A 24351-nucleotide genomic window follows, 5' to 3' on the forward strand; every position below is an offset into this window, starting at 1 on the left:
GCCGTCCGTACGGCTTCGGGCTTCAGATGAAGCGGCGCACTCCCGACGGCGTCACCACCGCGTGCACCGGCCGGTCGTGCGGCTCCTTCGGCACCTGGCCGACGACCTCGAAGTCGTACAGCAGGACCACGAGCGCGGGGTGTGCGCCCGCCCGCTCCAGACGGGCCAGGACACGGTCGTAGGAGCCGCCGCCGCGCCCCAGCCGCATCCCGCGCGCGTCGACGGCGAGGCCGGGCAGCAGGACGACGTCGGCGGCCGCCACGGCGTCCGGGCCGAGGCGCTCCCCGGCCGGCTCCCACAGCGCCATCCTGCCGCCGTGCCGAACGCGCGCGAGGGAGCCCTCCCCGGCGTAGACGCCCCAGTCCAGGTCGTTGTCGGGCAGCAGGGCGGGCAGCAGGACGCGGACGTCCCGCGCGCGCAGCGCGTCGAGCAGCGCGAGGGTGCCCGGCTCGGTGCCCACGGAGACGTACGCGGCCACCGTGCGCGCCCGCGCCAGCTCGGGCAGCTCCAGCGCGCGCCGGGCCAGCGCCGACGCCGCCCGGCGCAGCTCGTCCGCCGTCAGCCCGTCCCTCGCCGCCAGGAACTCCCGCCGCACCGTCCGCTTGGCGGGCCCCGTCGTCCGTCCGATCTCAGCCAAGTCCGCTTCCGCACCTTTCTCGAGTCCTGAGCGCCCGATCGCCCATCCTTGCGGAGCACCCCAGCGGGGCTCCCTGCGGGGCTCCCTGGAGGCGTCCCGGAGGCGCGTCCGTTCCAGTGTCGCGTGCGTTCGTTCCGTGCGTTTCGTGCGTTCCGTGCGTCCCGTGTGCCGCTGTGCGGCACGTGTGCCGTTCCTGTGCGAATCGACGAACCGGAACCCCGGAGCCCGCGCAAAGGCGGTCGGAGCGGCGGATAAGGTTGCGGGCATGAGTCAGTCGCCTCCCCGGATCAGCAAGGCCGTCATCCCCGCGGCAGGCCTGGGCACCCGCTTCCTGCCGGCCACCAAGGCCACGCCCAAGGAGATGCTGCCGGTCGTGGACAAGCCGGCGATCCAGTACGTGGTCGAGGAGGCCGTCTCCGCGGGCCTCGACGACGTCCTCATGGTGACGGGCCGCAACAAGCGCCCCCTCGAGGACCACTTCGACCGCAACTACGAGCTGGAGTCCGCCCTGGAGAAGAAGGGCGATGCCGAGCGGCTCGTCAAGGTCCAGGAGTCCAGCGACCTCGCGACGATGCACTACGTCCGCCAGGGCGACCCCAGGGGCCTGGGCCACGCGGTGCTCTGCGCCGCCCCGCACGTCGGTCACGAACCGTTCGCCGTGCTGCTCGGCGACGACCTGATCGACCCGCGCGACCCGCTGCTCCAGCGGATGATCGAGGTGCAGGAGACCTACGGCGGCAGCGTCGTCGCCCTCATGGAGGTCGCCCCCGAGCAGGTCCACCTCTACGGCTGCGCGGCCGTGGAGGCCACCCAGGACAGCGACGTGGTCCAGGTGACCGGCCTGGTCGAGAAGCCGAGCCCGGCGGAGGCCCCCTCGCACTACGCGGTCATCGGCCGCTACGTCCTCGACCCGCACATCTTCGCCATACTCCGCGAGACGGAGCCGGGCCGCGGTGGCGAGATCCAGCTCACCGACGCTTTGCAGAAGCTCGCCGAGGCGCATTCGACGGCGGCCACTGCCGCGGGGGGCGTCGGCGGCCCGGTGCACGGCGTCGTCTTCAAGGGCCGCCGCTACGACACCGGCGACCGCGGCGACTACCTGCGTGCCATTGTCCGGCTCGCGTGCGAACGTGAGGACCTGGGCCCCGACTTCAGGGCCTGGCTGAAGCGGTACGTGGCCGAGGAGATGTGACGAGTTGAGCAGCGGCGGGCACCACACCACGGAACCGGACCGCCTGTGGTCGGTGGACGAGCACCTGGACGACGTCCTCACCACCGTGCGGCCCCTGGACCCCATCGAGCTCCAGCTGCTCGACGCCCAGGGCTGCGTCCTCGTCGAGGACGTCATGGTGCCGCTGTCACTGCCGCCCTTCGACAACAGCTCCATGGACGGGTACGCGGTGCGGGTCGCTGACGTCTCGGGCGCGAGCGAGGAGTTCCCGGCCGCGCTGGAGGTCGTCGGGGATGTCGCCGCGGGCGCGGCCGACCTGATCCGCGTGGGCCCCGGTCAGGCCGCCCGGATCATGACCGGCGCCCCGCTGCCGCCCGGCGCCGAGACGGTCGTGCCCGTGGAGTGGACCGACGGCGGGCTCGGCGAGGGCCCGGTCAGCGGGATGCGCGCCCGCAGCCTGTCCCCGGAGGGCGCCACCGGCCAGGTGCGCGTGTACCGGCCGGCCGAGGCACGCGCGCACGTGCGCGCCAAGGGCAGCGACGTGAAGGCCGGCGACCTCGCCCTGGAGGCCGGCACGGTCCTCGGACCGCCGCAGATCGCGCTGCTCGCCGCGATCGGCCGGGGCACGGTCCGGGTGCGCCCGCGCCCGCGCGTGGTGGTGCTGTCCACCGGCAGCGAGCTCGTCCAGCCCGACGAGCAGCTGCGCAACGGCCAGATCTACGACTCCAACAGCTTCGCCCTGACCGCGGCGGCCCGGGACGCCGGTGCCATCGCCTACCGGGTGGGCGCCGTCGCCGACGACGCCGACGTCCTGCGGTCCACCATCGAGGACCAGCTCGTCCGCGCCGACCTGATGGTCACCACCGGCGGGGTGAGCGTCGGGGCGTACGACGTGGTCAAGGAGGCGCTGTCGCACGTCGGCGACGAGGACGTGCCGGGCGGCGGGGTGGAGTTCCGCAAGCTCGCCATGCAGCCGGGCAAGCCGCAGGGCTTCGGCACCATCGGCCGAGAGCACATCCCGTTGCTGGCGCTGCCCGGCAACCCGGTGTCGTCGTACGTGTCCTTCGAGCTGTTCGTCCGGCCCGCCATCCGCACCCTGATGGGCCTTCAGGACGTCCACCGGCCGAGGGCCCGGGCGACGCTGACGACGGAGAAGGCGCTGAGCTCCCCGAAGGGCCGCAGGCAGTTCCTGCGCGGGACGTACGCCGACGGCGAGGTGACCCCGGTCGGGGGCAGCGGCTCCCATCTGATCGCCGCCCTCGCGCAGGCCGACGCCCTCATCGTCGTGCCCGAGGACGTCGAGTCGGTGGCGCCCGGCGACGAGGTCGAGGTGGTCCTCCTCGGCTGACCGGCGCTGGTTGGCGGTACCGTGTCGCGCACAGCAGGCCCGCGCGCCGCACCGCGCCGGGCCCGGACCGGGAGCGCCACAGAGCATGACTACGCCTTCCCGGGGGGAGACCCCCGGACCCTCCGCGCACAGCCGCGCACAGGACGTCGCGCGGGAGCGCGCACAGGAGGTCCCGCAGGACGACGCGCAAGGCCGCGCACAGGAGGCCGCGCAGGACCGACTGACGCACATCGACGACGCGGGCGCCGCCCGCATGGTCGACGTGTCCGGCAAGGAGGTGACCGCGCGCACCGCCCGCGCCAGTGGCCGTGTCCTCGTCTCGCCGCGCGTGGTGGAGCTGCTGCGCGGCGAGGGCGTTCCCAAGGGCGACGCCCTCGCCACCGCGCGGATCGCCGGGATCATGGGCGCCAAGCGCACCCCGGACCTCATCCCGCTGTGCCACCCGTTGTCGGTGTCGGGTGTGAAACTGGACCTGTCGGTCGCGGACGACGCCGTGGAGATCACGGCCACCGTGAGGACGACGGACCGCACGGGCGTGGAGATGGAGGCGCTCACCGCGGTCTCGGTCGCCGCGCTCACCGTGATCGACATGGTCAAAGCGGTCGACAAGGGGGCGGTCATCACGGACGTGCGGGTGGAGGAGAAGACGGGCGGCAAGTCGGGCGACTGGAGCCGGTCATGACGCTGGACGCAGGGGCCGGGGGCGCACTGCTCGCGCCGTACAGCGCCCTGGTGGTCACCGCCTCCAACCGGGCCGCGGCCGGGGTCTACGAGGACAAGGGCGGCCCGCTGATCGCCGACGGCCTCAGGCGTTTCGGCTTCGCCGTGGACGGTCCGCGGGTCGTGCCGGACGGCGACCCGGTGGAGGCCGAGCTGCGCGCCGCCGTCGAGGCCGGGTACGACGTCGTCGTCACCACCGGGGGCACCGGCATCTCACCCACCGACCGCACCCCCGAGGCCACCCGCCGGGTGATCGACCACGAGGTGCCGGGCATCGCGGAGGCCATCCGGGCGTTCGGACGGGAGAAGGTGCCGACGGCGGCGCTCTCCCGGGGACTGGCCGGGGTGGCCGGGGGGACGCTGATCGTCAACCTGCCGGGCTCTTCCGGCGGGGTGAGGGACGGACTGGCCGTGCTGGAGCCGCTGTTGACGCACGCCGTCGACCAGCTGCGCGGCGGCGACCATCCCAGACCCGGTGCCGGCAGTGGGGGTGCGAGCTGAACAGCCCATCCTGGCCCGTCGTGCTCGCGGAGGGCGATGTCGTCCTCCGGCCGATAAAGCTGCGCGACCAGCGGGCCTGGCGCGAGGTGAACCGGCGCAACCGGGACTGGCTCAGGCCGTGGGAGGCGACCATTCCGCCACCCACGCCCAGCGGGCCGATCGCGCATCGGCCGACCTACCGCCAGATGGTGCGGCACCTGCGGTCCGAGGCGAACGCGGGGCGGATGCTGCCGTTCGTCATCGAGTACCAGGGGCGCCTGGTCGGGCAGTTGACGGTCGCCGGAATCACCTGGGGCTCGATGTGCTCGGGCCACATCGGCTACTGGGTGGACGAGGCGGTGGCCGGGCGCGGGGTGGTGCCGACGGCGGTGGCGCTCGTCGTGGACCACTGTTTCCGCACCGTCGGACTGCACCGCATCGAGGTCTGCATTCGCCCCGAGAACGGGCCGAGCCGCCGGGTGGTGGAGAAACTCGGATTCCGCGAGGAGGGCCTCAGGCCGCGTTATCTGCACATTGACGGGGCCTGGCGCGATCACCTGGTCTTCGCGCTCACCGCGGAGGAGGTGCCCGAAGGGCTGCTGAGCCGCTGGCGGCGGACCCGCCCCCGCAACCCGCAGAACGCCCGGCAGAACAGCGAGTAGAAGCGGCGTAACCGCGAGTAATCCGGGCCGGCTCCCCTTGGAAATTGAATGAATGTTCGAAAATGATCGATGGGTGATCGTGCGGGTGGCATTGAATTCACGGGCTTGACGGCTTGCTGATCGCATCGGTCACAAAAAAAGTTCGAAATATCAGCCAGATCGTGCGACACACCGGCCCAATTGGCGGATGGCCTCACGCCAACCCCTCTACCGTGTGAGACGTGAGCAGCAGCGGCCTCATCTACGCAGTCATTGTCGGGGCCTGGGCCGCCTACTTGGTGCCCATGTGGCTCCGTAGGCAGGACGAGCTGAACGAGGCCCGTCCGACGGAACGCTTCAGCACCGCCATCCGGCTGCTGTCCGGACGGGCGGGCATGGAGCGTCGGTACGCCAGGGACCTCAGGGCGCGCTCCGCCGAGGAGGGGGAGTCCAGCGCCGTGGACCCGGACGCCGTCACCGACTCGGTGGACGTCCGGGCCTTCGCCATGCCCCCGACCCGGGCGCAGGAACCCGAGCAGGCCCCGGAGCGGGGCCGTCGCGGCCGTGCGGGCGTGCCCGCGGCCCGGACCACGTCACCGGCGGCCCCGCCCGCCTCCGGCACCACGTCCGAACCCGCGCCCGCGACCACGCCGGCATCCGCGCCCGCCTCCCCGTCGGTATCGGCGTCCGTGGCGCCGTCCGTACCGGCGTCCGCGTCCGGACCGGGGGCCGGATCGGGGGCCGGATCGGGTTCCGCCGTCGCGCCCGCGCGCAGGCGCGTCCCGGCGGCTCGGCGCGCGCCCGGCGCGGAGGCGGCCGCAGCGCGCGCCCGGCGGACGAAGGTTCTCGCGCGCCGTCGGCGCACCACCGTCGTCCTCTTCCTCGCCTTCACCCTGGGCGCGATCGTCGCCGCCGTCGGAGGCCTCGCCTTCCTGTGGGCGCCCGGAGCGCCCGCCGTCCTGCTCAGCGCGTACATCGCGTATCTGCGCGTCCAGGAGCGCCGTCGCTTCGCGTACCAGATGGACCGCCGCCGCGCCGAGGCCGCCGCGCAGCGGCTGCGGGAGAGCCGGCACCCACAGCGCCGGCGCGCCCCCCTGGACGAGGACGCGGACGAGCCGGAGGCCGCGGGTGAGCCGGAGGCGGATCAGGGACTGTCCGCGCTCGCCGCCGACCGGCGCGCCCTGGTCGAGCAGACCGACCACGCGGAGTGGCTGGACCAGCAGCGCGAGCGCCGCCGGCGCCCCGGGCACGGCGACAGCTGGGACCCGGTGCCCGTCCCGTTGCCGACGTACGTCACCGCACCGGTCGCCCCGCGCGCCAGCTCCGACGTGGACCTGGGCACACCGGACTCCTGGAGCTCGGCACGGTCGTCCGCGGCGGTGCCGGGGCAGGAGGACGCGGCTTCCGCCGCGGAGGAACCCCCGGCGCCCGAGGAGGACCGCCCGCCCGCCGGAGGCCGCGGCGACGCCCGCCCGCAGGCTCGAGGCCGCTCGCGCGGGGGGAGCTCCGCCGCCTCGGCCCGCCGCTCCCGCGAGCGTGGCCGCACCCCGCTGTTCGACCAGTACGAGGACGGCGAGCGGCCGCGCGCGGCCAACGAGTAGTCCACGAACCCCGTGGGAGCCCCACGGCTGACCAGCCCGGGAACGGATTTCCAACCACCCGGACGGGGATGCTAGAGTTTCACTCGTTGCAAGGGCCTGTGGCGCAGTCCGGTAGCGCACCTCGTTCGCATCGAGGGGGCCAGGGGTTCAAATCCCCTCAGGTCCACGCAGCTCGGAGCCCCGGTCGGTGATCACCGACCGGGGCTCTGACATGTCGTACGGCGGTGAGGCACGGCACACTGAAGGGTGTGGACCGAGGAGGCCGCAGATGGCGAAGCGGTACGGGAAGGTCGACTTCGTGCACGGGCGGAGCCGGCGCGCCGAGCGGTGCAACCTGCGTCACCAGTGGGAGAAGGACCGGGCGCGCGCCGGCCTGAGGGAGCGCGGCAGCAGGGGCGCCACCGAGCGGGACACCGGCCTGAGCACCGGCCAACTGGCCTTCCACGCCGAGTACGAGCGGATCGAGGCGCCCGAGGAACTCGCCCTGACGCTGGGCATCGAGCCGGGCGCCGCCGTCCTCAGGCGGACGTACCGCACGCGCCGGGCCGGCGAGCGCGCACCGCTGAACATAGCCCGGTCCTACCTCCCGTACGAGATCGCGCGGAAGAATCCCGAACTGCTCGACCAGACCCGGGAACCGTGGCCCGGCGGGACCATGCACCAGCTCCTCACGGTGGGGATCGAGGTCGGGCGGGTCGAGGAGGTCGTGACCGCGCGTCCGCCCACGGCTCAGGAGGCCGAGGAACTCGGCCTGATGCCGGGTGTCGCGGTGATGGACGTCCGCAAGACCCTGCACGACATGGGCGGCCGGATCGTGGAGGTGGCGGACGTCGTGCTGCCCGGTGACCGCTACGCCGTCAAGTGTGTGACCCCGTTGGAAAGGTGGTGACCGGTCGCTTGACGCACATCGTGTCGGTGATCACTCCGGTGCACGGGCCCAGCGCCCCCTACCTCGCGGACGCCCACGCCTCGCTCACCCGGCAGGAGATGCCGCCCGGCTGGGACTGGGAGTGGGTCCTCCAGGAGGACGGCGAGAGCGGGGACGTACGGCCGCACGTCCCCGACGACCCGCGCATCAGCTTCGAGCAGGGCAGGCAGGGACGCGCCGGCATGGCCCGCACCATGGCACTCGCCCGAGCCCGGGGCGACTTCGTCAAGGTGCTGGACGCGGACGACATGCTCACGCCCGGCGCACTGCTCCGCGACATCACGACCCTGACCGGACGCGACGGCATCGCGTGGACGACGTCCCGCGTGCTCGACCTGCTCGCCGACGGATCGACCGTCGGTTTCGACGGCGACCCGCCGCCCGGTCCCCTCGCACGCGGCGCCGTCCTCGAACGATGGCGTACGCACGACTACCGGGCCCAGGTCCACCCGGCCACCCTGTGCGCCCGGCGCGACCTCGTGACGGCGCTCGGCGGATGGATGGCCCTTCCCTCGTCCGAGGACACCGGCCTGCTGATGGCGCTGAACGCGGTCAGCACCGGATGGTTCATCGCCGAGTGCGGACTGCTCTACCGCAAGTGGCCCGGCCAGAGCACCGCACAGAGCGCACACCACCGCGACACCGAACGACGCGCCCGCATGAAGATCATCGAGTCCCGCGCCGAGGCCCTCGCCAGACTCAGCACCTGGCAGGCCTGACCGCGTCCCCCGGCTACAGCGGCTTGGCGAAGCACATGCTCGACTCGTACTCGCGGTAGTAGCCGAACTTGGCGCACGGCTCGTAGCCGCTGGAGGCGTACAGGGCGATCGCCTCCGGCTGCTGGTCGCCGGTCTCCAGGACCATGCGGACGCGGCCGGCGGCGCGCGCGTCGGCCTCCAGCGCGGCGAGCATGCGGCGGGCCAGGCCCCGGCCGCGCATGGACTCGATGACGTACATCCGCTTCAGTTCGGCGTCGCCGTCCTCGTTGCCCTCGGGGTTCTTGTCCTGGCTGCGCCAGCCGCCCGTGGCGACGGGGGTGCCGTCCTCGTCGTAGGCGATCAGGTACACGCCGTTCGGCGGCCGGAAGTCGTCCGGGTCCAGGGGCGTCGCGTCGCCGCCGTCGCCGTAGCGCACGTGGTACTCGGCCTGGACCTCGTCGTTCAGCTTGACGGCGTCCGGGTGGTCGAAGGGCACAGGGCGGATAATCATGATAGGCACCGTATATCAATGCAGGCGGCGGCGGGAGTCGGCAACGGGGGAGTGCACGGGTGGTCTCTTGCGGGACCCCGTCCAGTGTGCCGGTAAAGTGCCCGGGTGCTGACTGTGACCTCCGCCAATGTGAACGGACTGCGTGCCGCCGCGAAGAAGGGCTTCGTGGAGTGGCTCGCGGGGACCGGGGCCGATGTGCTGTGCCTCCAGGAGGTGCGCGCCGAGCCGCAGCAGCTGCCCGAGCACGTGCGCACGCCCGACGGCTGGCACGTCGTGCACGCACCCGCCGCCGCCAAGGGCCGCGCGGGGGTCTCGCTCTACACCCGCCGCGAACCCGACCGCGTCCGGGTGGGCTTCGGATCGTCGGAGTTCGACACCAGCGGGCGGTACGTCGAGGCCGACCTGCCGGGTGTGACGGTCGCCTCCCTCTACCTCCCCTCCGGCGAGGTCGGCACCGAACGCCAGGACGAGAAGATCCGCTTCATGGGCGAGTTCCTCGCCCACCTCAAGGAACTGCGCGAGCGTGCCGCCGCCGACGGCCGCGAGGTCCTCGTCTGCGGCGACTGGAACATCGCCCACCAGCAGGCCGACCTGAAGAACTGGCGCGGCAACACCAAGAACTCGGGCTTCCTGCCGGAGGAACGCGCGTGGCTGACCCGCGTCTTCGACCCCGCGGACGGCGGCTACGTCGACGTCGTACGCGCCCTGCACCCGGACACCGAGGGGCCGTACACCTGGTGGTCGTATCGGGGGCGGGCCTTCGACAACGACTCGGGCTGGAGGATCGACTACCACTGTGCGACCCCCGGGCTGGCCGGCAAGGCCGTCAAGGGGCACGTGGAACGTGCGGCCACGCACGCCGAGCGCTGGTCGGACCATGCGCCGGTGACGGTGGTCTACGACCACTAGGCGGTCGCTCGCCGGACGGCCGCTACCGGCGCTTGTCCAGCCGCCGGTCCAGGGCCAGGGAGAGTTCTGCCTCCACCACGCTGCGGGCGAGGGGGCGCAGGCGGTGGAGGTCCTCCTCGGGGGCGTGGCGCAGGACCAGGTCGGCGAACAACTCGGCGAGGGCGTCGGCGTGTTCGCGGACGCGGGCGGCGGCCGCGAGTACGTCCGCGAGCGGGATGCCCTCGCGGACCAGCGCGGAGGAGACGTCGAGGAGGCGGCGGCTGATGTGGACGATCTCGTCGCCGTCGGTGCCGAGGTAGCCCAGTTCCAGGGCGGCGGCGAGGTTCTCGGGGGTGACCTCGCCCTCGAAGCGGGCCGCGAGTTCCTCGGGGGTGAGGCGGACCGGTTCCTCCTCGGTCGGGGCGACGCCGAGGACGTCGGCGACGTCGCGGCCGTGGTCGAGGGCCTCGGCGAGTTCCGCGATGCCGCTCAGGGTGTGGCCGCGTTCCAGCAGGGCCGCGATGGTGCGCAGGCGGGCCAGGTGGTGGTCGTCGTACCAGGCGATACGGCCCTCGCGGCGGGGCGGCGGGATCAGTTTGCGTTCGCGGTAGAAGCGCAGGGTGCGCACCGTGATGCCGGCCAGTTCCGCCAGCTCCTCCATGCGGTATTCACGCTTCTCTGCCACACGGGAAGCCTATGTCGTGCCCCGGGTGCCCGCGGCGGCGGCCGTTGAGGTGAATCGTCGTCGCCCGCCCCCTACCCATGAGTACGGTGCTCCTCTACTCTCCCCATTGCGCCAGTATTCACTGGCAGAGTCCAAGAGCGATGCGCGGAGGCTTCGGGATGGCCCACGAACACGAGCACGTGCGGGTGGCGGTGATCGGCTCCGGATTCGGCGGGCTGGGCGCCGCCGTGCGGCTGCGCCGGGAGGGGATCACCGACTTCATCGTCCTCGAGAGGGCCGACAGCGTCGGCGGCACCTGGCGCGACAACAGCTATCCGGGGTGCGCCTGCGACGTGCCCTCCCACCTCTACTCCTTCTCCTTCGCCCCCAACCCCGACTGGCCGCGCACCTTCTCCGGGCAGCGCCACATCCGCGCCTACCTGGAGCACGTCGCCGACGTCTTCCGGCTCCGTCCGCACATCCGCTTCGACTCCGAGGTCAAGAAGATGACCTGGAACACGGAGCTGCTGCGCTGGGACATCGAGGCGACCGCCGGGAACCTCTCCGCCGACGTCGTGGTCTCCGCGACCGGACCGCTGTCCGACCCCAAGATCCCGGACATCCCGGGCCTGGAGTCCTTCCCCGGCAAGGTCTTCCACTCCGCCCGCTGGGACCACGACTACGACCTCGCCGGCAAGCGGGTCGCCATGGTCGGCACCGGTGCCTCCGCCATCCAGATCGTGCCGTCCATCCAGCCCGAGGTGTCCCGCCTCACCGTCTTCCAGCGCACCCCGCCGTGGGTGATGCCCCGCGTGGACCGCGCCATCAGCGGCGCCGAGCGCTCACTGCACCGCGCGCTGCCGCTGACCACCCGGCTGCGCCGCGGGCTGCTGTGGGGCATACGGGAGTTGCAGGTCCAGGCCTTCACCAAACACCCGGGCGAACTGGGCTTCGTCGAGCAGCTGGCCAAGCGCAACATGGCCCGCGCCATCAAGGACCCGGCGCTGCGCGCCAAGCTCACCCCGGACTACCGCATCGGCTGCAAGCGGATCCTGCTGTCCAGCACGTACTACCCGGCGCTCGCGCAGGACAACGTGGACGTCGTCGCGGGCGGGCTCAGCGAGATCCGCGGGTCCACCGTCGTCGCCGCCGACGGCACCGAGGCCGAGGTCGACGCGATCATCTTCGGTACGGGCTTCCATGTCACCGACATGCCGATCGCCGAGCGGGTCGTCGGCGCGGACGGCCGTACGCTCGCCGAGACCTGGAAGGACGGCATGGCCGCGCTGCGCGGCGCGTCCGCGGCCGGGTTCCCGAACTGGATGACGATCATCGGCCCGAACACGGGCCTCGGCAACTCCTCGATGATCCTGATGATCGAGTCCCAGCTGAACTACATGGCCGACTATCTGCGCCAGTTGGACGTCCTGGGAGGCCGGGTCGCCCTCGACGCCCGCCCGAGCGCCGTGAACGCCTGGAACCGCAAGGTGCAGGAGCGCATGAAGCGCACCGTGTGGAACACCGGCGGCTGCACGAGCTGGTACCTGGACGCGAACGGCCGCAACACCACCGTCTGGCCCGGCACCACGACCGAGTTCCGGCGCGCCACGCGCCAGGTGGATCTCGCGGAGTACGCCGTCCTGCGGCCACCGACGGCGAAGGCCTCTCCGGCCTCCCCGGTCGACGAGGCCGCGGAGGTGACCGCGTGAGCCGCCTCGCCCACGTCTCCTCCGGCCCCTACGCCCCGCCCGTTCCGGTCCGCGTCCTCACCGTCACCTCCGCCGACGGCGCCCGCCTGCATGCCGAGGTGCACGGCCCGGAGGGCGCGCCGGCCGTCGTCCTCGCGCACGGCTGGACCTGCTCGACCGCGTTCTGGGCGGCGCAGATCCGGGCGCTGTCCGCCGACCACCGCGTCATCGCCTACGACCAGCGCGGCCACGGCCGCAGCCCGGCGAGCGCGACCTGCGGCACCGACGCCCTCGCCGACGACCTCGAAGCCGTACTGAACGCCACCCTCGCGCCCGGCGAGCGGGCGGTGATCGCCGGGCACTCCATGGGCGGCATGACGGTGATGGCGGCGTCGGCGCGCCCGGCGTTCCGCGAGCACGCGGCGGCCGTCCTGCTGTGCAGCACGGGCAGTTCCCGGCTGGTCGCGCGGTCCACGGTCGTACCGATCCGGGCCGGACGGCCGCGGACCTGGCTGACGAAGCACATCCTCGGCTCGCGGGCCCCGCTCGGCCCGGTCACGCCGCTCGCGCTGCGAATCCTCAAGTACGGGACGATGGGCCCCGGTTCGGCGCCGGACATGGTCCAGGCGTGCGCGCGGATCGTGCACGCCTGTCCGCGCACCGCCCGCCACGCCTGGTCGCGGGTGCTGGAGACGCTCGACCTCGACCACGGCGTACGGGAGTTGAGGGTGCCCACCGAGATCGTCGCCGGCACCGCCGACCGGCTCACGCCGCCGGTGCACGCGCGGGAGCTGGCCGCCGCGCTGCCGGAGTGCGCCGGCCTGACCGAGCTGCCCGGGATCGGCCACATGACGCCCGTGGAGGCGCCCGACCTGGTCACGGGGAAGATCCGCGCGCTGGTCGCCGCACACGCGGGCGCGCACGTACACGCACACGCCGAGGTCGAGGTCGAGGAGAGCGCATGAGCAGGGTGAGTCTGGAGGGGCAGGTCGCGGTCGTCACGGGCGCCGCGCGGGGCGTCGGCGAGCTGCTCGCGCGCAAACTGTCCGCGCGCGGCGCGAAGGTCGCGCTGGTCGGTCTGGAACCGGACGCGCTCAAGCAGCTCTCGGAGCGGCTGCACGGCGAGAGCGCCCACTGGCACGCCGACGTCACCGACCACGAGGCGATGACGCGGGTGGCGGCGGAGGTCAGGGAGCGGTTCGGCAAGGTCGACATCGTGGTCGCCAACGCCGGTGTGGCGACCGGAGGTCCGTTCGCCGGCTCCGACCCGGAGTCCTGGCGGCGGGTGATCGAGGTGAACCTGATCGGATCGGCGGTCACCGGCCGGGCGTTCCTGCCCGCGCTCGTCGAGAGCCGGGGCTATCTGCTGCAGATCGCCTCGCTGGCGGCGATCACCCCGGCGCCGATGATGACGGCGTACTGCGCGTCCAAGTCCGGTGTGGAGGCGTACGCGCACAGCCTGCGCGCCGAAGTCGGCCACCAGGGCGTGCGGGTGGGCGTGGCGTACCTGTCGTGGACCGACACCGACATGGTGCGCGGGGCCGACCAGGACGACGTCATGCGGGAGTTGCGGCAGCGGCTGCCGTGGCCGTCCAACAAGACCTATCCGCTGGGCCCGGCGGTGGACCGGATCGTGGACGGCGTCGAGCGGCGCTCCAGTCATGTGTACGGGCAGTGGTGGCTGCGCGGGATGCAGGGCGTGCGCGGGTATCTGCCGGGGATCATCGGGACGGTGGGGCAGCGGGAGATGCGGCGGTTCGCGGACCGGCTGACGGGGATGCGCACCGGTCTGGTGGGCGCGGGCGGCGCCGCCGACGAACAACACCGGGCCACTGGTGCTACGCAGCGTCACTGATCGACATGCGCAGCGTCACCGCCCGTGTGAATCTGGTCGAGGTCGATCCCCTCACCCACTTGGGGATCCCCCTCACCCACACGGGAGTGAAACAGCATGGGTATGAAGGACAAGTTCCAGGACCAGGCCGAGCAGTGGCAGCAGCAGGGCAAGGAGCGCACGCAGGAGGGCCGCGAGAAGGCCGGCCAGCGCTCGTCCCAGCAGCGTGAGCGTGGGCGTCAGCACATCGACGACACCCACGACGAGATGGAGGACCGTCTCAACCAGGACTACGACCGGTAGTCGGTAGTCACTGACGTTTGCTGCGCTCGGCTTCGGCCGGGACGCGTGGGGCGCCCTGTGTGCAGGGGCGCCCCACGTTGCGCCTGCGGCGAGCATGAGCCGTCGCTTCACCTGGCGCCTCTCCGCCCGTTGCCCGGAGTTGTCGGCTGTGTCCACCCGTTCCGCCTTGCGGAACGACTGCCCACAGCCGGTTGCTACTTCTGCCGCGGGGGCAGTTTCGGGCGGGTGCGGTCGGGGACGTTCTCGTAGCCGGGCGGGGTCGCGGGCGGGTTGGCGGTCAGGAGGTCCAGGGCCAGTTCGATGGCGTCGTCCATCTCGACGTGGCGGCCCTCGGCCCAGTCCATGGGGGTGCGCAGGGACTCGATGTCCGGGCTGACGCCGTGGTTCTCCACGGACCAGCCGTAGGCGTCGAACCAGGCGGCGTTCATCGGCACCGTGATGACCGTGCCGTCGCCGAGGCGGTGCCGGCCGGTCATGCCGACCACGCCGCCCCAGGTGCGCTGCCCGACCACCGGTCCCAGCTTCAGCAGCTTGAAGGCCGCCGTGATCATGTCGCCGTCGGAGGAGGTCGCCTCGTCCGCCAGGGCCACTATCGGGCCCCGGGGCGCGTTGGAGGTGTACGACACCGGCTGGGCGTCGCGGGTCAGGTCCCAGCCGAGGATGGTCCGGGTCAGCTTCTCGATGACCAGTTCGCTGATGTGGCCGCCCGCGTTGCCGCGCACGTCGACGATGAGGGCCGGGCGGGACATCTCCATGCGCAGGTCCCGGTTGAACTGCGCCCAGCCAGAGCCGCCCATGTCGGGGATGTGCAGATAGCCGCACCGGCCCTCGCTCAACTCCCGTACCACGGCCCGGCGCTTGGCCACCCAGTCCTGGTAGCGCAGCGGCCGGTCGTCGATCAGCGGGACGACGGCGACCCGGCGCGGCGGGCCGTCGCCGTCGGGGGGCGCGAAGGTCAGCTCCACCGTCGTACCGCCGGAGCCGGCCAGCAGGGGGTACGGGCCCGTCACCGGGTCCACCGGGCGGCCGTCGACGTGGGTCAGCACGGCGCCCTCGCGGATGCCCGCGCCGGCCAGCGGTGAACGGGCCCGGGAGTCGGAGGAGTCGCCGGGCAGGATCCGCCTGACCGCCCACCCGGCGTCGCGGTGCACGAGGTTGGCGCCCAGCAGGCCCTGCCAGCGCTGGTAGTGCGCGGGGCCCTCGTTGCGGCGGGCGGCGGCGACGTAGGCGTGGGAGGTGCCCAGCTCGCCGAGCACCTCGCGGAGCAGGTCGGCGAACTCGTCGGGGGAGGCGACCCGTTCGACCAGCGGGCGGTACTGGGCGAGGACGGCGTCCCAGTCGATGCCGCACATGTCCGGGTCCCAGTAGTAGGCGCGGATCAGCCGGCCGGCCTCCTCGTAGGACTGGCGCCACTCCGCGCCCGGGTCGACGACGTGCATGATCCGGCGCAGGTCGATCCAGGTCGTGGTGTCGCTGTCGCCGATCTCGGTGGACGGCACCGCGCGCAGGTCGCCCTCGTCGACGACGACCAGCCGGGTGCCGTCGCCGCTGATCGCGAACGAGTCTAGATGGCCGACGAGTTCGGACTTCTTCGCCTTGGTGATGTTGAAGAACTCCAGCGTCGGCCGGCCGGTGATGTCGTCCGGGTTCAGGAACGTCTCGCCCAGCGCGCCCGAGATCGGCCAGCGCAGCCAGACCAGGCCGCCGCCCGCGACCGGGCAGAGCGCCGAGTACTTGGAGGCGACCACCGGGAACGGAGTGACCCGGCTCGCGAGACCCTCCACCTCCACGGTCACCGCGCCCGGCTCGCCGGTCTCCTCGTCCTCCACGGGGTCCAGCCCGCCGGCCGCCGGGCGGCCCTCGGGGTTCAGCGCGAAGGGGGAGGGGGTGGCGGAGGACAGCGGGACCAGGTAGGGCTTGCAGCCCAGCGGGAAGGACAGGTCGCCGGTGTGCACGTCGTACACCGGATCGAAGCCGCGCCAGGACAGGAAGGCCAGATAGCGGCCGTCCCGGGTGAAGACCGGGTTCTCGTCCTCGAAGCGGCCGTCGGTGACGTCCACGATCAGACGGTCCTTGATCCGGGCCACCTTGATCTGCCTGAGCGAGCGGCCGATGCCGGGGTGCGACCAGGTCAGCCACGCCCCGTCCGGGGAGAAGGCGAGGTCCCGCACGGGTCCGTTGCCGGACCGGACGAGTTCGGTGACCGTCCCGCCGGAGTGTTCGGCGTCCTCGGAGCTGCTCTCGGCGTCCTCGGAGCTGCTCTCGGCGTCCTCGGGCACGTCGAGCAGGAGCAGCCGGCCGTCGTGCGAGGCCAGGGCCAGCCGTTCGCCCTCGCAGTCGGCGGCCATCTCCAGCACCCGGCCCAGCTGCCCGGAGGCGAGCCGGCGCGCTGGGTGGGGGCCGGTGGCGCGCGGCAGGTAGGTGATCTCGACGGCGTCCGGGCCGTCGGCGTCGGTGACGTAGGCGATCCGGCCGCTCGCGCCGAGCATCTCCGGGAGCCGGACGCGGACGCCGGGCGTGTCGGTGAGGGTGCGCGCGGGGCCGTCGCGGTGGGTCAGCCAGTACAGGGAGCCGCGTACGACGACCGCGCTGGCCCGGCCGGTCTCGTCGACGGAGAGGCCGTCCAGGTTCTGGGCGGCGGGTACCGGGTAGCGGCGGCGGCCCGCGCGCGGCCCGCTCAGCCGTACGTCGAGCCGGTGCGGCACCGAGTCGGGGGACAGGTCGTCGACCATCCACAGGTCGCCCGCGCACTGGTACACCACCCGCTGTCCGTCGCTGGCGGCGTGCCGGGCGTAGAAGGCGTCGTGGTCGGTGTGGCGGCGCAGGTCGGAGCCGTCGTGGGCGCACGAGTAGAGGTTTCCGACGCCCTCGTGGTCGGAGAGGAAGGCGATCCGGCCGCCGACGAACATGGGGCAGGCCAGATGGCCGTCGATGCCGGCGAGGAGCCGCTTCCCGTGCAGCCACAGCCGGCCCGTGGCGCCGCCCCGGTAGCGCTTCCAGGAGGCCGGTTCGTGCGGCGGGGTGCCGGTCAGCAGCAGGCTCTTGCGTTCACCGTCGAGGTCGGCGACCTGGAGGTCGGCGACCGGGCCCCAGGGCAGTTTGCGGCCGGGGGAGCCGTCGGTGTCGACCTTGTAGGCCCAGGTGAAGTACGAGAAGGGCTCGCCGTGGGAGGTGACGGCGAGGATCGCGGTGTGGCCGTGCTCGTCGGGCGGGGCCCAGCCGCACACCTGGGTGTCGGTGCTGCCCCAGTACGACAGCTGCCGGCTGGGACCGCCGTCCACCGGCACGAGGTGGATCTCGGGCGCGAGGCTCCGCCAGCTCGTGCAGGCGATGTGGCGGCCGTCGGGGGAGAAGCGGGGGTGGCCGGTCTTGGTGCGGTCCACGGTGAGCCGCCAGGCACGCTCCGCTCCGTCGAGCGGCGCCAGCCAGAGGTCGTCCTCGGCCACGAAACACAGCAGATCGCCGCTGAGATGCGGCAGGCGCAGATAGCTCACCTCCCCCATGCTTCGCCCGCCCATCCGGCGCAGCAACTTGTGCCGTTTATGCGGATCCGACAGACGTGACCCACCACACGTACGAAACGGTTTCGTTTCGTTGAGGCACTGCGCTACATTCGTTCCGTACGAAACGGTGTCGTTCGACAAGCGGAAAGGCGGGCGGGATGACCGAGGTGGCGGCCGCACGCCGGAGCCGGATCACGCCCGAGCGCGAGGCCGAGTTGTACGAGGCCGTGCTCGACCTGCTCCGCGAGGTCGGCTACGACGCCCTCACCATGGACGCCGTCGCCGCCCGGACCAGGTCCAGCAAGGCCACGCTCTACCGCCAGTGGGGCGGCAAGGCCGAGCTGGTCGTCAGGGCCGTCCGGCACAGCAAGCCCGGACAGCTGGACCGGATCGACACCGGGTCGCTCCGCAGCGACCTGCACGCCCTGGTCTCCCGCGAGGACGACTGCGGCATGGCCCAGAACTCCGCGCTGATGCGGGGCCTGGCCATGGCGATGCACAGCAACGACGACCTCCGGCAGGCCTTCCGGGAACAGCTCATCGAGCCGGAGATGGCCGAGTTCCAGCGGCTGCTGCGGCGCGCCGTCGACCGGGGCGAGATCCGCGAGGACTGTCCCGCGCTGGACTTCGTGGTGCACATGCTGGCCGGCGGGTTCGTCGTCCGCGCGCTGATCGAGGACCAGCCGCCGACCCAGGCCTTCCTTCGTTCCTACATCGACGCCGTGGTCCTCCCCGCCCTCGGCGCGCCCACCGTCTGACACCCCCCAAGACCTCCCCAGCAAGCCCACCCTCTGACGTCTCCGCTCACGTCGTCGGGCTGATCACCCCTGCCCAGTTCCACCCCAACGACCTGACCGGGAGTACGCCCACGTGGCCACGTTCCTGTACAAACTAGGACGCCTCGCCTTCAGGCGACGGCACTTCGTCGCGCTGATCTGGGTGGCGCTGCTGACGCTCGCCGGCGTCGGCGCCGCCTCCGCGCCCCCCGCGGGCAACAGCTCCTTCTCCATCCCCGGCACCGAGGCGCAGAAGGCCTTCGACCTGCTGGAACAGCGGTTCCCCGGCGCGAGCGCCGACGGGGCCACCGCCCGGGTGGTGTTCAAGGCGCCGGGCGGCGAGAAGATGACGGACGCCGCCAACAAGGCGACCGTGAACAGGACCGTCAAGGAGCTCTCCCACGGCTCCGAGGTCGCCTCCGTCGCCGACCCCTACACCGGCCACGCCGTCAGCAAGGACGGCACCGTCGCCTACGCCTCGGTGAAGTACAAGGTCTCCGGCATGGAGCTGGAGGACTCCTCGCGCACCGCCCTGAAGGACGCCGCGCAGGACGCGCGGGACGCCGGGCTGACCGTGGAGATCGGCGGCGACGCGCTGAGCGCCGCGCCCGAGACCGGGGCCACCGAGGTCATCGGCATCGCCATCGCCGCCGTCGTCCTCGTCATCACCTTCGGCTCGCTGCTCGCCGCCGGGCTGCCGCTGCTGACCGCGCTCATCGGTGTGGGCATCGGCGTCTCGACGGTCACCGCGCTCGCCCACGCCCTCGACCTGGGCACCACCACCTCCACCCTGGCCACGATGATCGGCCTCGCGGTCGGCATCGACTACGCGCTGTTCATCGTCTCCCGCTACCGCGCCGAACTCGCCGAGGGCCGCGAGCGCGAGGAGGCCGCCGGCCGGGCCGTCGGCACCGCGGGCTCGGCGGTGGTCTTCGCGGGCCTCACCGTCGTCATCGCCCTGGTCGGACTGTCCGTCGTCAACATCCCGATGCTGACCAAGATGGGCATCGCGGCGGCCGGTACGGTCGTCGTCGCCGTCCTCATCGCGCTGACGATGATCCCGGCACTGCTCGGCTACGCGGGCCGCAGGGTCAAGCCGGCCGGCCAGAGGAGCAGGCTGCTTGGGGGCGCCCGCGCCGCGAAGAAGCCGGCCCGGCCCAACATGGGCACCCGCTGGGCGAGCTTCGTCGTCCGCCGTCCCGTAGCGGTGCTGCTGCTCGGCGTGATCGGCCTGGGCGCCGCCGCCGTCCCGGCCGCCTCCCTCGAACTCGGCCTGCCCGACGACGGCTCCCAGCCCGTCTCCACCACCCAGCGCCGCGCCTACGACCTGCTCTCGGAGGGCTTCGGGCCCGGCTTCAACGGCCCGTTGATGGTCGTGGTCGACGCGAAGGAGAGCGACGACGCGAAGGCCGCCTTCACGGAGGTGACCGACGAGATCAAGGGCCTGAAGGACGTCGTCACGGTCACCCCGGCGCAGCCCAACAAGGCGGGCGACACCGCGACCGTCACCGTGATCCCGAACTCCAAGCCGTCCTCGACCACCACCGAGGACCTGGTGCACGCCATCCGCGACGCGGGCTCCGGCATCAAGGCCAAGACGGACGCCGAGGTCCTGGTCACCGGCTCGACCGCGATGAACATCGACGTCTCGCAGAAGCTGAACGACGCCCTCTTCCCGTACCTGGCCCTGGTGGTGGGCCTGGCCTTCCTCCTGCTGATCGTGGTCTTCCGCTCGCTCCTGGTCCCGCTGAAGGCGGCGCTCGGCTTCCTGCTGAGCGTGCTGGCCGCGCTGGGCGCCGTGGTCGCGGTCTTCCAGTGGGGCTGGCTGTCCGGCCTGATGGGCGTGGAGGAGACCGGCCCGGTCATGTCGATGATGCCGATCTTCATGGTGGGCGTCGTCTTCGGCCTGGCGATGGACTACGAGGTCTTCCTCGTGACCCGGATGCGCGAGGCCTACGTCCACGGCGAGAAGCCGGGCCAGGCGATCGTGACCGGCTTCCGGCACGGCGCACGCGTCGTCACAGCCGCCGCGGTCATCATGATCGCCGTCTTCTCCGGCTTCATCGGCTCCAGCGAGTCGATGATCAAGATGATCGGCTTCGGCCTGGCGATCGCGGTCTTCTTCGACGCCTTCGTCGTCCGCATGGCCGTCGTCCCGGCGGTCCTGGCGCTGCTGGGCCGCAGGGCCTGGTGGCTGCCGAAGTGGCTGGACCGCGCCCTGCCGAACGTGGACGTGGAGGGCGAGGGACTGCGCACAGAGCCGGGCTCCGGGCCCAGGGACCTCGACGAGGACCGGGAACTGGTCCGCGTCTGACGCGGACGGCTCTTGGCCGACCGGCCGGTGAGGGTGCCCGTGGGGACGGGGCTGCACCCTCACCGGCCTTCGCCTCACCGGCCTTCGCCCCGCCGGGGGTGAATTCGCTCGTGACCCGTGCGGCCGGCGGGCTAGCCTGCCGGCATGACGACGACTGCCACCACCGACGCCGGAGGATCAGGAGCGCACCCCAGGTTCGCCGAGGCGTTGCGGGAGATGGGGATCGGGGAGCTGGCCGGTGAGGTACGCCGGTTTCCCGAGGCCACCCGGACCGCCGTCGAGGCCGCCGCGGCCGTGGGGTGCGAGCTGAGCCAGATCTGCAAGTCACTGGTCTTCGACGTGGACGGCGAGCCGGTCCTGGTGCTCATGGACGGAGCCTCCCGGGTGGACGTCCGGCGCGTCCGCGAGGAACTGGGCGCGGGCAAGGTCACCCGCGCCAAGGCCGACGTCGTGCGCGAGACCACCGGGTACGCCATCGGGGGCGTGCCGCCGTTCGGGCACCGTACCCGCACCCGGGTGCTCGCCGACCGGGGGCTGCTCGGCCACGACGTGGTCTGGGCCGCGGCGGGCACTCCGTACACCGTCTTCCCGATGGAGCCGAAGGAGCTCGTCGCCCACGCCGGCGGCACGCTCGTGGACGTGCGCGAGCGCACTGCGTGACGCCGCTGGTCACGGCGGCCGTGCTGCTGGCCGCGGTCACTCACGCCTGCTGGAACGCGCTCGCGCACAGGATCCCGGACAAGCTCGTCGGGTTCACCCTGATCTCCGGCGGCGGGCTGCTGATCGGCGCCGTCCTGGCGGCGTTCACCCCCGTGCCGGCGGCGGACGCCTGGCCGTACCTGTGCGCGTCGGCCGCCGTCCACATCGTCTACTACGCGCTGCTGATGACCTCGTTCCGGCTCGGTGACTTCGGGCAGGCGTATCCGATCGCGCGCGGCACGGCACCGCTCGTGGTCACGGTGCTGGCCGCCGTCTTCGCGCACGAGGTGCCCGACCGCTGGGTGACGGCGGGCATCGCACTGTCGTGCGCGGGGCTGACCGGGGTCGCGCTGTGGGGGCTGCGCGGACGGCGGCCGAACTGGGCGGCGGTCGGAGCCGCGCTGGCCACCGGGCTGTCGATCGCGGCGTACACGGTCGTCGACGGCCTCGGCGTCCGCGCCTCCGGCACGTCCCTCGGGTACATCGCCTGGCTGATGGCGGTCCAGGGCCTGGTCATCCCGGCGTACGCCGTCCACCGCCTGCGCCCCCGGACAGTCGCCGCCCTGCGCCCCTACGCCGCGCTCGGCCTGCTCGGCGCCGCGCTGTCCGTCACGGCGTACGGCCTTGTCCTGTGGGCGCAGACCAGGGCGGACCTCGCCCCCGTCTCGGCGCTGCGGGAGTCCTCCATCCTCGTGGGCGCCGCGATCGGCGCCCTCTTCTTCAAGGAGCGCTTCGGCGCCCCGCGCCTGGCGGCCGCCGGGCTGCTGGTCGTCGGCATCGGACTGATGCTGCACGCGAGTTAGGGCCGGCTGCCGCCCGCGGTCAGGGCCCGGCCGACGCCTGCGGGTCGGGGGCTGATGCTGCGTGTCGGTGGCGGAAGGAGCACCCTGGAAAGAGGTGTTCCGGAGGTGATGGTCATGATGAAGACTGCCGTGGGATGGCACGTCGAGCTCGAGTTCCAGGAGGACGACGAGCACACGCGGGCGGCGGCGCTGGTGCGCCTGCCCGACGGCAGCGAGGTCCGGTCGCACGGTCGGGCGAGCAGGCACCGCACCGATTCCAATCAGCCACGCGTCGGCGAGGAGATCGCCGGGGCACGCGCCCTGAACGAGCTGGCCATGGAGCTCCTCAGCAAAGCGCACGAGGAGATCGACCAGGCGTCGGGCCGCACGTCCCAGCCGATCCACATCTGAACCCCGCTGAAGGCGCTGCCGAAAGCCCCGAGCCCCGAGCCCCAAGCCCCAAGCCCCAAGCCCCGAGCCCTGCGACGGGCTGCGGCTCCGGCGCCGCGCCTACGCCAGTGACGCCCGCACGGCCCGTACCAGCGCCTGGGCCCTCGGGTCCGCCGTGACGCTGGTGCGGAAGCCGTTGGTGACGTAGCCGAAGGCGACGCCCGACTCCGGGTCGGCGAAGCCGAGCGCGCCGCCGCGGCCGGGGTGGCCGAAGGACCCCGGTGCGAGCAGCGGGGACGCGCTGCCGTGCAGCATGTAGCCGAGGCCGAAGCGGGTGGGGACGACGAGGACGCGGTCCGGGCCCGCCGAGGCCTCCGCACGGGCGCGGGCCGTCGTCTCCGGCGTGAACAGGCGGACGCCGCCGTCCACTGCGCCGATGAGCGAGGCGTAGAAGCGGGCCAGGCCGTCGGCCGTCGCGATGCCGTTGGAGGCGGGCAGGACGGCCGCCCGGTACGCCGGGTCGTTCTCGTCGGGCTGCGGGGTGATCGCGCCGAAGGCGCGGCGGGTGAGGGATTCCGGGTCGGAGTAGGCCTCGGCGACCGCACGCCGGGGGCGCGTGCGCAGTGCGCCGCTCTCGGCGGCCGGGGGCTCGACGCGGCCCACCTGGCCCACGCGCGGCGCCTCGCCCTGCGGCAGGCCGACCCACAGGTCCGCGCCGGCCGGCCCGGCGATCTCGTCCGCGATCCACTCGCCGATCGTGCGGCCGGTGACCCTCAGCACCAGCTCGCCCGTCAGCCAGCTGTACGTCTGAGCGTGGTAGCCGTGGTCCGTGCCCGGCTCCCACACCGGTGCCTGGGCCGCCACCGCCTCCGCGCCGAGCGCCGGATCGGCGGCCTGCGCGGGCGTGAGCGGCCGGTCCAGCACGGGCACGCCCGCCCGGTGGGCGAGGACGTGCCACACCAGCGTCCGCTCCTTGCCGGCCGCCTTGTACTCGGGCCAGTAGGCGCCCACCGGGGCGTCCAGGTCCAGCTCCCCACGCTGGTGCAGCAGCAGAAGCACGGCGGCGGCGACACCCTTGGTCGCCGAGCGCACGATCTGCGCGGTGCCCCGCTCCCAGGGCGCCGTACCGTCGGCAGCCCTGTCCACGTCCCGGGTCCCGGCCCACAGGTCGACGACCTTGCGCCCGTCCCGGTACACCGCGACCGCCGCGCCCCGCTCGCCCCGCGCGGTGAAGTTCCCCGCGAACGCGTCCCTGACCGGCTCGAAGCCCTCGGCCACCGCACCGTTCACGTCCACGTCCGCACTCCTGTCGCTGTCGCTCGCCACTTGCCGCTCACCGCTCGTATCCGTCGGTCACCTGCGACAGTGAGTGCAACACGGGCGTGCCGCCTGCGATTCCTCGGGGGTCAGGTGCTTGCCGTCACCGAGCGCGGGTCGAAGCCGAACGGCAGCTCGAGGCGGTGGGCGCGCATCAGCGCGTCGTCGGAGAGCAGCTCGCCCGTCGGGCCGTCCGCCGCGATCACCCCGTCGCTCAGGATCAGCGAGCGCGGGCACAGCTCCAGCGCGTACGGCAGGTCGTGGGTGACCATGAGCACGGTCACGTCCAGCGAGCGCAGGATGTCGGCGAGTTCGCGTCGCGAGGCCGGGTCGAGGTTGGACGAGGGCTCGTCCAGGACCAGGATCTCCGGCTCCATGGCGAGGACCGTCGCCACGGCCACCCGGCGGCGCTGCCCGAAGGAGAGGTGGTGCGGCGGGCGGTCGGCGAAGTCCTGCAT

The 24351-nt window shown here is 72.8% G+C and carries 24 protein-coding genes and 1 tRNA gene; 19 read left to right on the forward strand and 6 right to left on the reverse strand.

Annotated elements, in window-relative coordinates; genetic code table 11:
- Positions 1–22: 22 nt before the first annotated feature.
- Complete coding sequence (locus ABZ484_RS00915; RefSeq protein WP_358863738.1) at positions 23–637, reverse strand: 5-formyltetrahydrofolate cyclo-ligase; 615 nt, start codon at positions 635–637, stop codon at positions 23–25.
- 265 nt (positions 638–902) lie between these two features.
- Between ABZ484_RS00915 and galU the strand changes: the two genes are divergently transcribed.
- The 9 genes from galU to ABZ484_RS00960 all read left to right on the forward strand — a co-directional run bounded on the left by galU (position 903) and on the right by ABZ484_RS00960 (position 8245).
- On the forward strand, positions 903–1829 hold the full coding sequence (gene galU / locus ABZ484_RS00920; protein ID WP_358863739.1) for a UTP--glucose-1-phosphate uridylyltransferase GalU: 927 nt from the start codon (positions 903–905) through the stop codon (positions 1827–1829).
- A 4-nt stretch (positions 1830–1833) separates the two neighbouring features.
- The gene (glp, locus tag ABZ484_RS00925; protein WP_358863740.1) at positions 1834–3156 is read left to right on the forward strand and encodes a gephyrin-like molybdotransferase Glp; all 1323 of its coding nucleotides are present in this window, start codon (positions 1834–1836) and stop codon (positions 3154–3156) included.
- 85 nt (positions 3157–3241) lie between these two features.
- The gene (gene moaC / locus ABZ484_RS00930) at positions 3242–3838 is read left to right on the forward strand and encodes a cyclic pyranopterin monophosphate synthase MoaC (protein WP_358863741.1); all 597 of its coding nucleotides are present in this window, start codon (positions 3242–3244) and stop codon (positions 3836–3838) included.
- A complete protein-coding gene (locus ABZ484_RS00935; RefSeq protein WP_358863742.1) occupies positions 3835–4377 on the forward strand; it encodes a MogA/MoaB family molybdenum cofactor biosynthesis protein in 543 nt (180 codons plus the stop codon). Before moaC ends, ABZ484_RS00935 begins: the two co-directional genes overlap by 4 nt.
- A gap of 20 nt (positions 4378–4397) precedes the next feature.
- Complete coding sequence (locus ABZ484_RS00940) at positions 4398–5018, forward strand: GNAT family protein (RefSeq protein ID WP_030163911.1); 621 nt, start codon at positions 4398–4400, stop codon at positions 5016–5018.
- A gap of 221 nt (positions 5019–5239) precedes the next feature.
- Positions 5240–6598, forward strand: coding sequence for a gephyrin-like molybdotransferase receptor GlpR (gene glpR, locus ABZ484_RS00945; protein WP_358863743.1), 1359 nt, complete (start codon positions 5240–5242; stop codon positions 6596–6598).
- 92 nt (positions 6599–6690) lie between these two features.
- Positions 6691–6764 (forward strand) — tRNA-Ala (locus ABZ484_RS00950).
- Between the two features lie 102 nt (positions 6765–6866).
- Entirely contained in the window at positions 6867–7487 is a 621-nt protein-coding gene (locus tag ABZ484_RS00955) for a UTRA domain-containing protein (RefSeq protein ID WP_358863744.1), read from the forward strand.
- An 8-nt stretch (positions 7488–7495) separates the two neighbouring features.
- Positions 7496–8245: a glycosyltransferase gene (locus tag ABZ484_RS00960; RefSeq protein WP_358863745.1), complete on the forward strand. Its 750-nt coding sequence runs from the start codon at positions 7496–7498 to the stop codon at positions 8243–8245.
- Positions 8246–8258: 13 nt separating this feature from the next.
- Here ABZ484_RS00960 and ABZ484_RS00965 read toward each other — a convergent pair whose 3' ends face one another.
- On the reverse strand, positions 8259–8735 hold the full coding sequence (locus ABZ484_RS00965; RefSeq protein ID WP_358863746.1) for a GNAT family N-acetyltransferase: 477 nt from the start codon (positions 8733–8735) through the stop codon (positions 8259–8261).
- A 105-nt stretch (positions 8736–8840) separates the two neighbouring features.
- On the opposite strand from ABZ484_RS00965, the gene ABZ484_RS00970 reads away from it, so the two are divergent.
- Entirely contained in the window at positions 8841–9644 is an 804-nt protein-coding gene (locus ABZ484_RS00970) for an exodeoxyribonuclease III (protein WP_358863747.1), read from the forward strand.
- A gap of 22 nt (positions 9645–9666) precedes the next feature.
- Here the strand turns inward: ABZ484_RS00970 and ABZ484_RS00975 are convergent, their stop codons facing one another.
- On the reverse strand, positions 9667–10308 hold the full coding sequence (locus ABZ484_RS00975; RefSeq protein WP_358863748.1) for a MerR family transcriptional regulator: 642 nt from the start codon (positions 10306–10308) through the stop codon (positions 9667–9669).
- 158 nt (positions 10309–10466) lie between these two features.
- Between ABZ484_RS00975 and ABZ484_RS00980 the strand changes: the two genes are divergently transcribed.
- The 4 genes from ABZ484_RS00980 to ABZ484_RS00995 all read left to right on the forward strand — a co-directional run bounded on the left by ABZ484_RS00980 (position 10467) and on the right by ABZ484_RS00995 (position 14112).
- Positions 10467–11996, forward strand: a complete 1530-nt coding sequence (locus ABZ484_RS00980) for an NAD(P)/FAD-dependent oxidoreductase (protein WP_358863749.1) — start codon at positions 10467–10469, stop codon at positions 11994–11996.
- On the forward strand, positions 11993–12940 hold the full coding sequence (locus tag ABZ484_RS00985) for an alpha/beta hydrolase (RefSeq protein ID WP_358863750.1): 948 nt from the start codon (positions 11993–11995) through the stop codon (positions 12938–12940). The genes ABZ484_RS00980 and ABZ484_RS00985 overlap by 4 nt, the downstream gene beginning before the upstream one ends.
- Positions 12937–13830 carry an SDR family oxidoreductase gene (locus tag ABZ484_RS00990; RefSeq protein WP_358863751.1) on the forward strand — a complete coding sequence of 298 codons (894 nt, stop codon included), beginning with the start codon at positions 12937–12939 and terminating at the stop codon, positions 13828–13830. Before ABZ484_RS00985 ends, ABZ484_RS00990 begins: the two co-directional genes overlap by 4 nt.
- Before the next feature lie 96 nt (positions 13831–13926).
- Positions 13927–14112: a hypothetical protein gene (locus tag ABZ484_RS00995; protein WP_358863752.1), complete on the forward strand. Its 186-nt coding sequence runs from the start codon at positions 13927–13929 to the stop codon at positions 14110–14112.
- 194 nt (positions 14113–14306) lie between these two features.
- On the opposite strand, the gene ABZ484_RS01000 is transcribed toward ABZ484_RS00995, so the two are convergent.
- On the reverse strand, positions 14307–17606 hold the full coding sequence (locus ABZ484_RS01000; RefSeq protein WP_358863753.1) for a S41 family peptidase: 3300 nt from the start codon (positions 17604–17606) through the stop codon (positions 14307–14309).
- 167 nt (positions 17607–17773) lie between these two features.
- Here ABZ484_RS01000 and ABZ484_RS01005 point away from each other — a divergent pair, with 167 nt between their 5' ends.
- From ABZ484_RS01005 to ABZ484_RS01025, 5 genes are all read left to right on the forward strand, one after another.
- On the forward strand, positions 17774–18373 hold the full coding sequence (locus ABZ484_RS01005) for a TetR/AcrR family transcriptional regulator (protein WP_358863754.1): 600 nt from the start codon (positions 17774–17776) through the stop codon (positions 18371–18373).
- Positions 18374–18485: 112 nt separating this feature from the next.
- Positions 18486–20705 (forward strand): MMPL family transporter, encoded by a 2220-nt coding sequence (locus ABZ484_RS01010; protein WP_358863755.1) that lies wholly within the window; start codon positions 18486–18488, stop codon positions 20703–20705.
- Positions 20706–20849: 144 nt separating this feature from the next.
- The gene (locus tag ABZ484_RS01015; RefSeq protein WP_358863756.1) at positions 20850–21365 is read left to right on the forward strand and encodes a YbaK/EbsC family protein; all 516 of its coding nucleotides are present in this window, start codon (positions 20850–20852) and stop codon (positions 21363–21365) included.
- On the forward strand, positions 21362–22207 hold the full coding sequence (locus tag ABZ484_RS01020) for a DMT family transporter (RefSeq protein ID WP_358863757.1): 846 nt from the start codon (positions 21362–21364) through the stop codon (positions 22205–22207). Before ABZ484_RS01015 ends, ABZ484_RS01020 begins: the two co-directional genes overlap by 4 nt.
- 114 nt (positions 22208–22321) lie before the next feature.
- Complete coding sequence (locus tag ABZ484_RS01025) at positions 22322–22597, forward strand: DUF1876 domain-containing protein (RefSeq protein ID WP_358863758.1); 276 nt, start codon at positions 22322–22324, stop codon at positions 22595–22597.
- Between the two features lie 99 nt (positions 22598–22696).
- Here ABZ484_RS01025 and ABZ484_RS01030 read toward each other — a convergent pair whose 3' ends face one another.
- Together ABZ484_RS01030 and ABZ484_RS01035 are read right to left on the reverse strand one after the other, a co-directional pair.
- Entirely contained in the window at positions 22697–23872 is a 1176-nt protein-coding gene (locus tag ABZ484_RS01030) for a serine hydrolase domain-containing protein (protein ID WP_358863759.1), read from the reverse strand.
- A 110-nt stretch (positions 23873–23982) separates the two neighbouring features.
- The coding region (locus tag ABZ484_RS01035) for an AAA family ATPase (protein ID WP_358863760.1) at positions 23983–24351 on the reverse strand (369 nt) is incomplete at its 5' end.

Origin of the sequence: Streptomyces sp. NPDC006393 (genome assembly GCF_040628575.1) — a bacterium.
Taxonomy (GTDB): domain Bacteria; phylum Actinomycetota; class Actinomycetes; order Streptomycetales; family Streptomycetaceae; genus Streptomyces.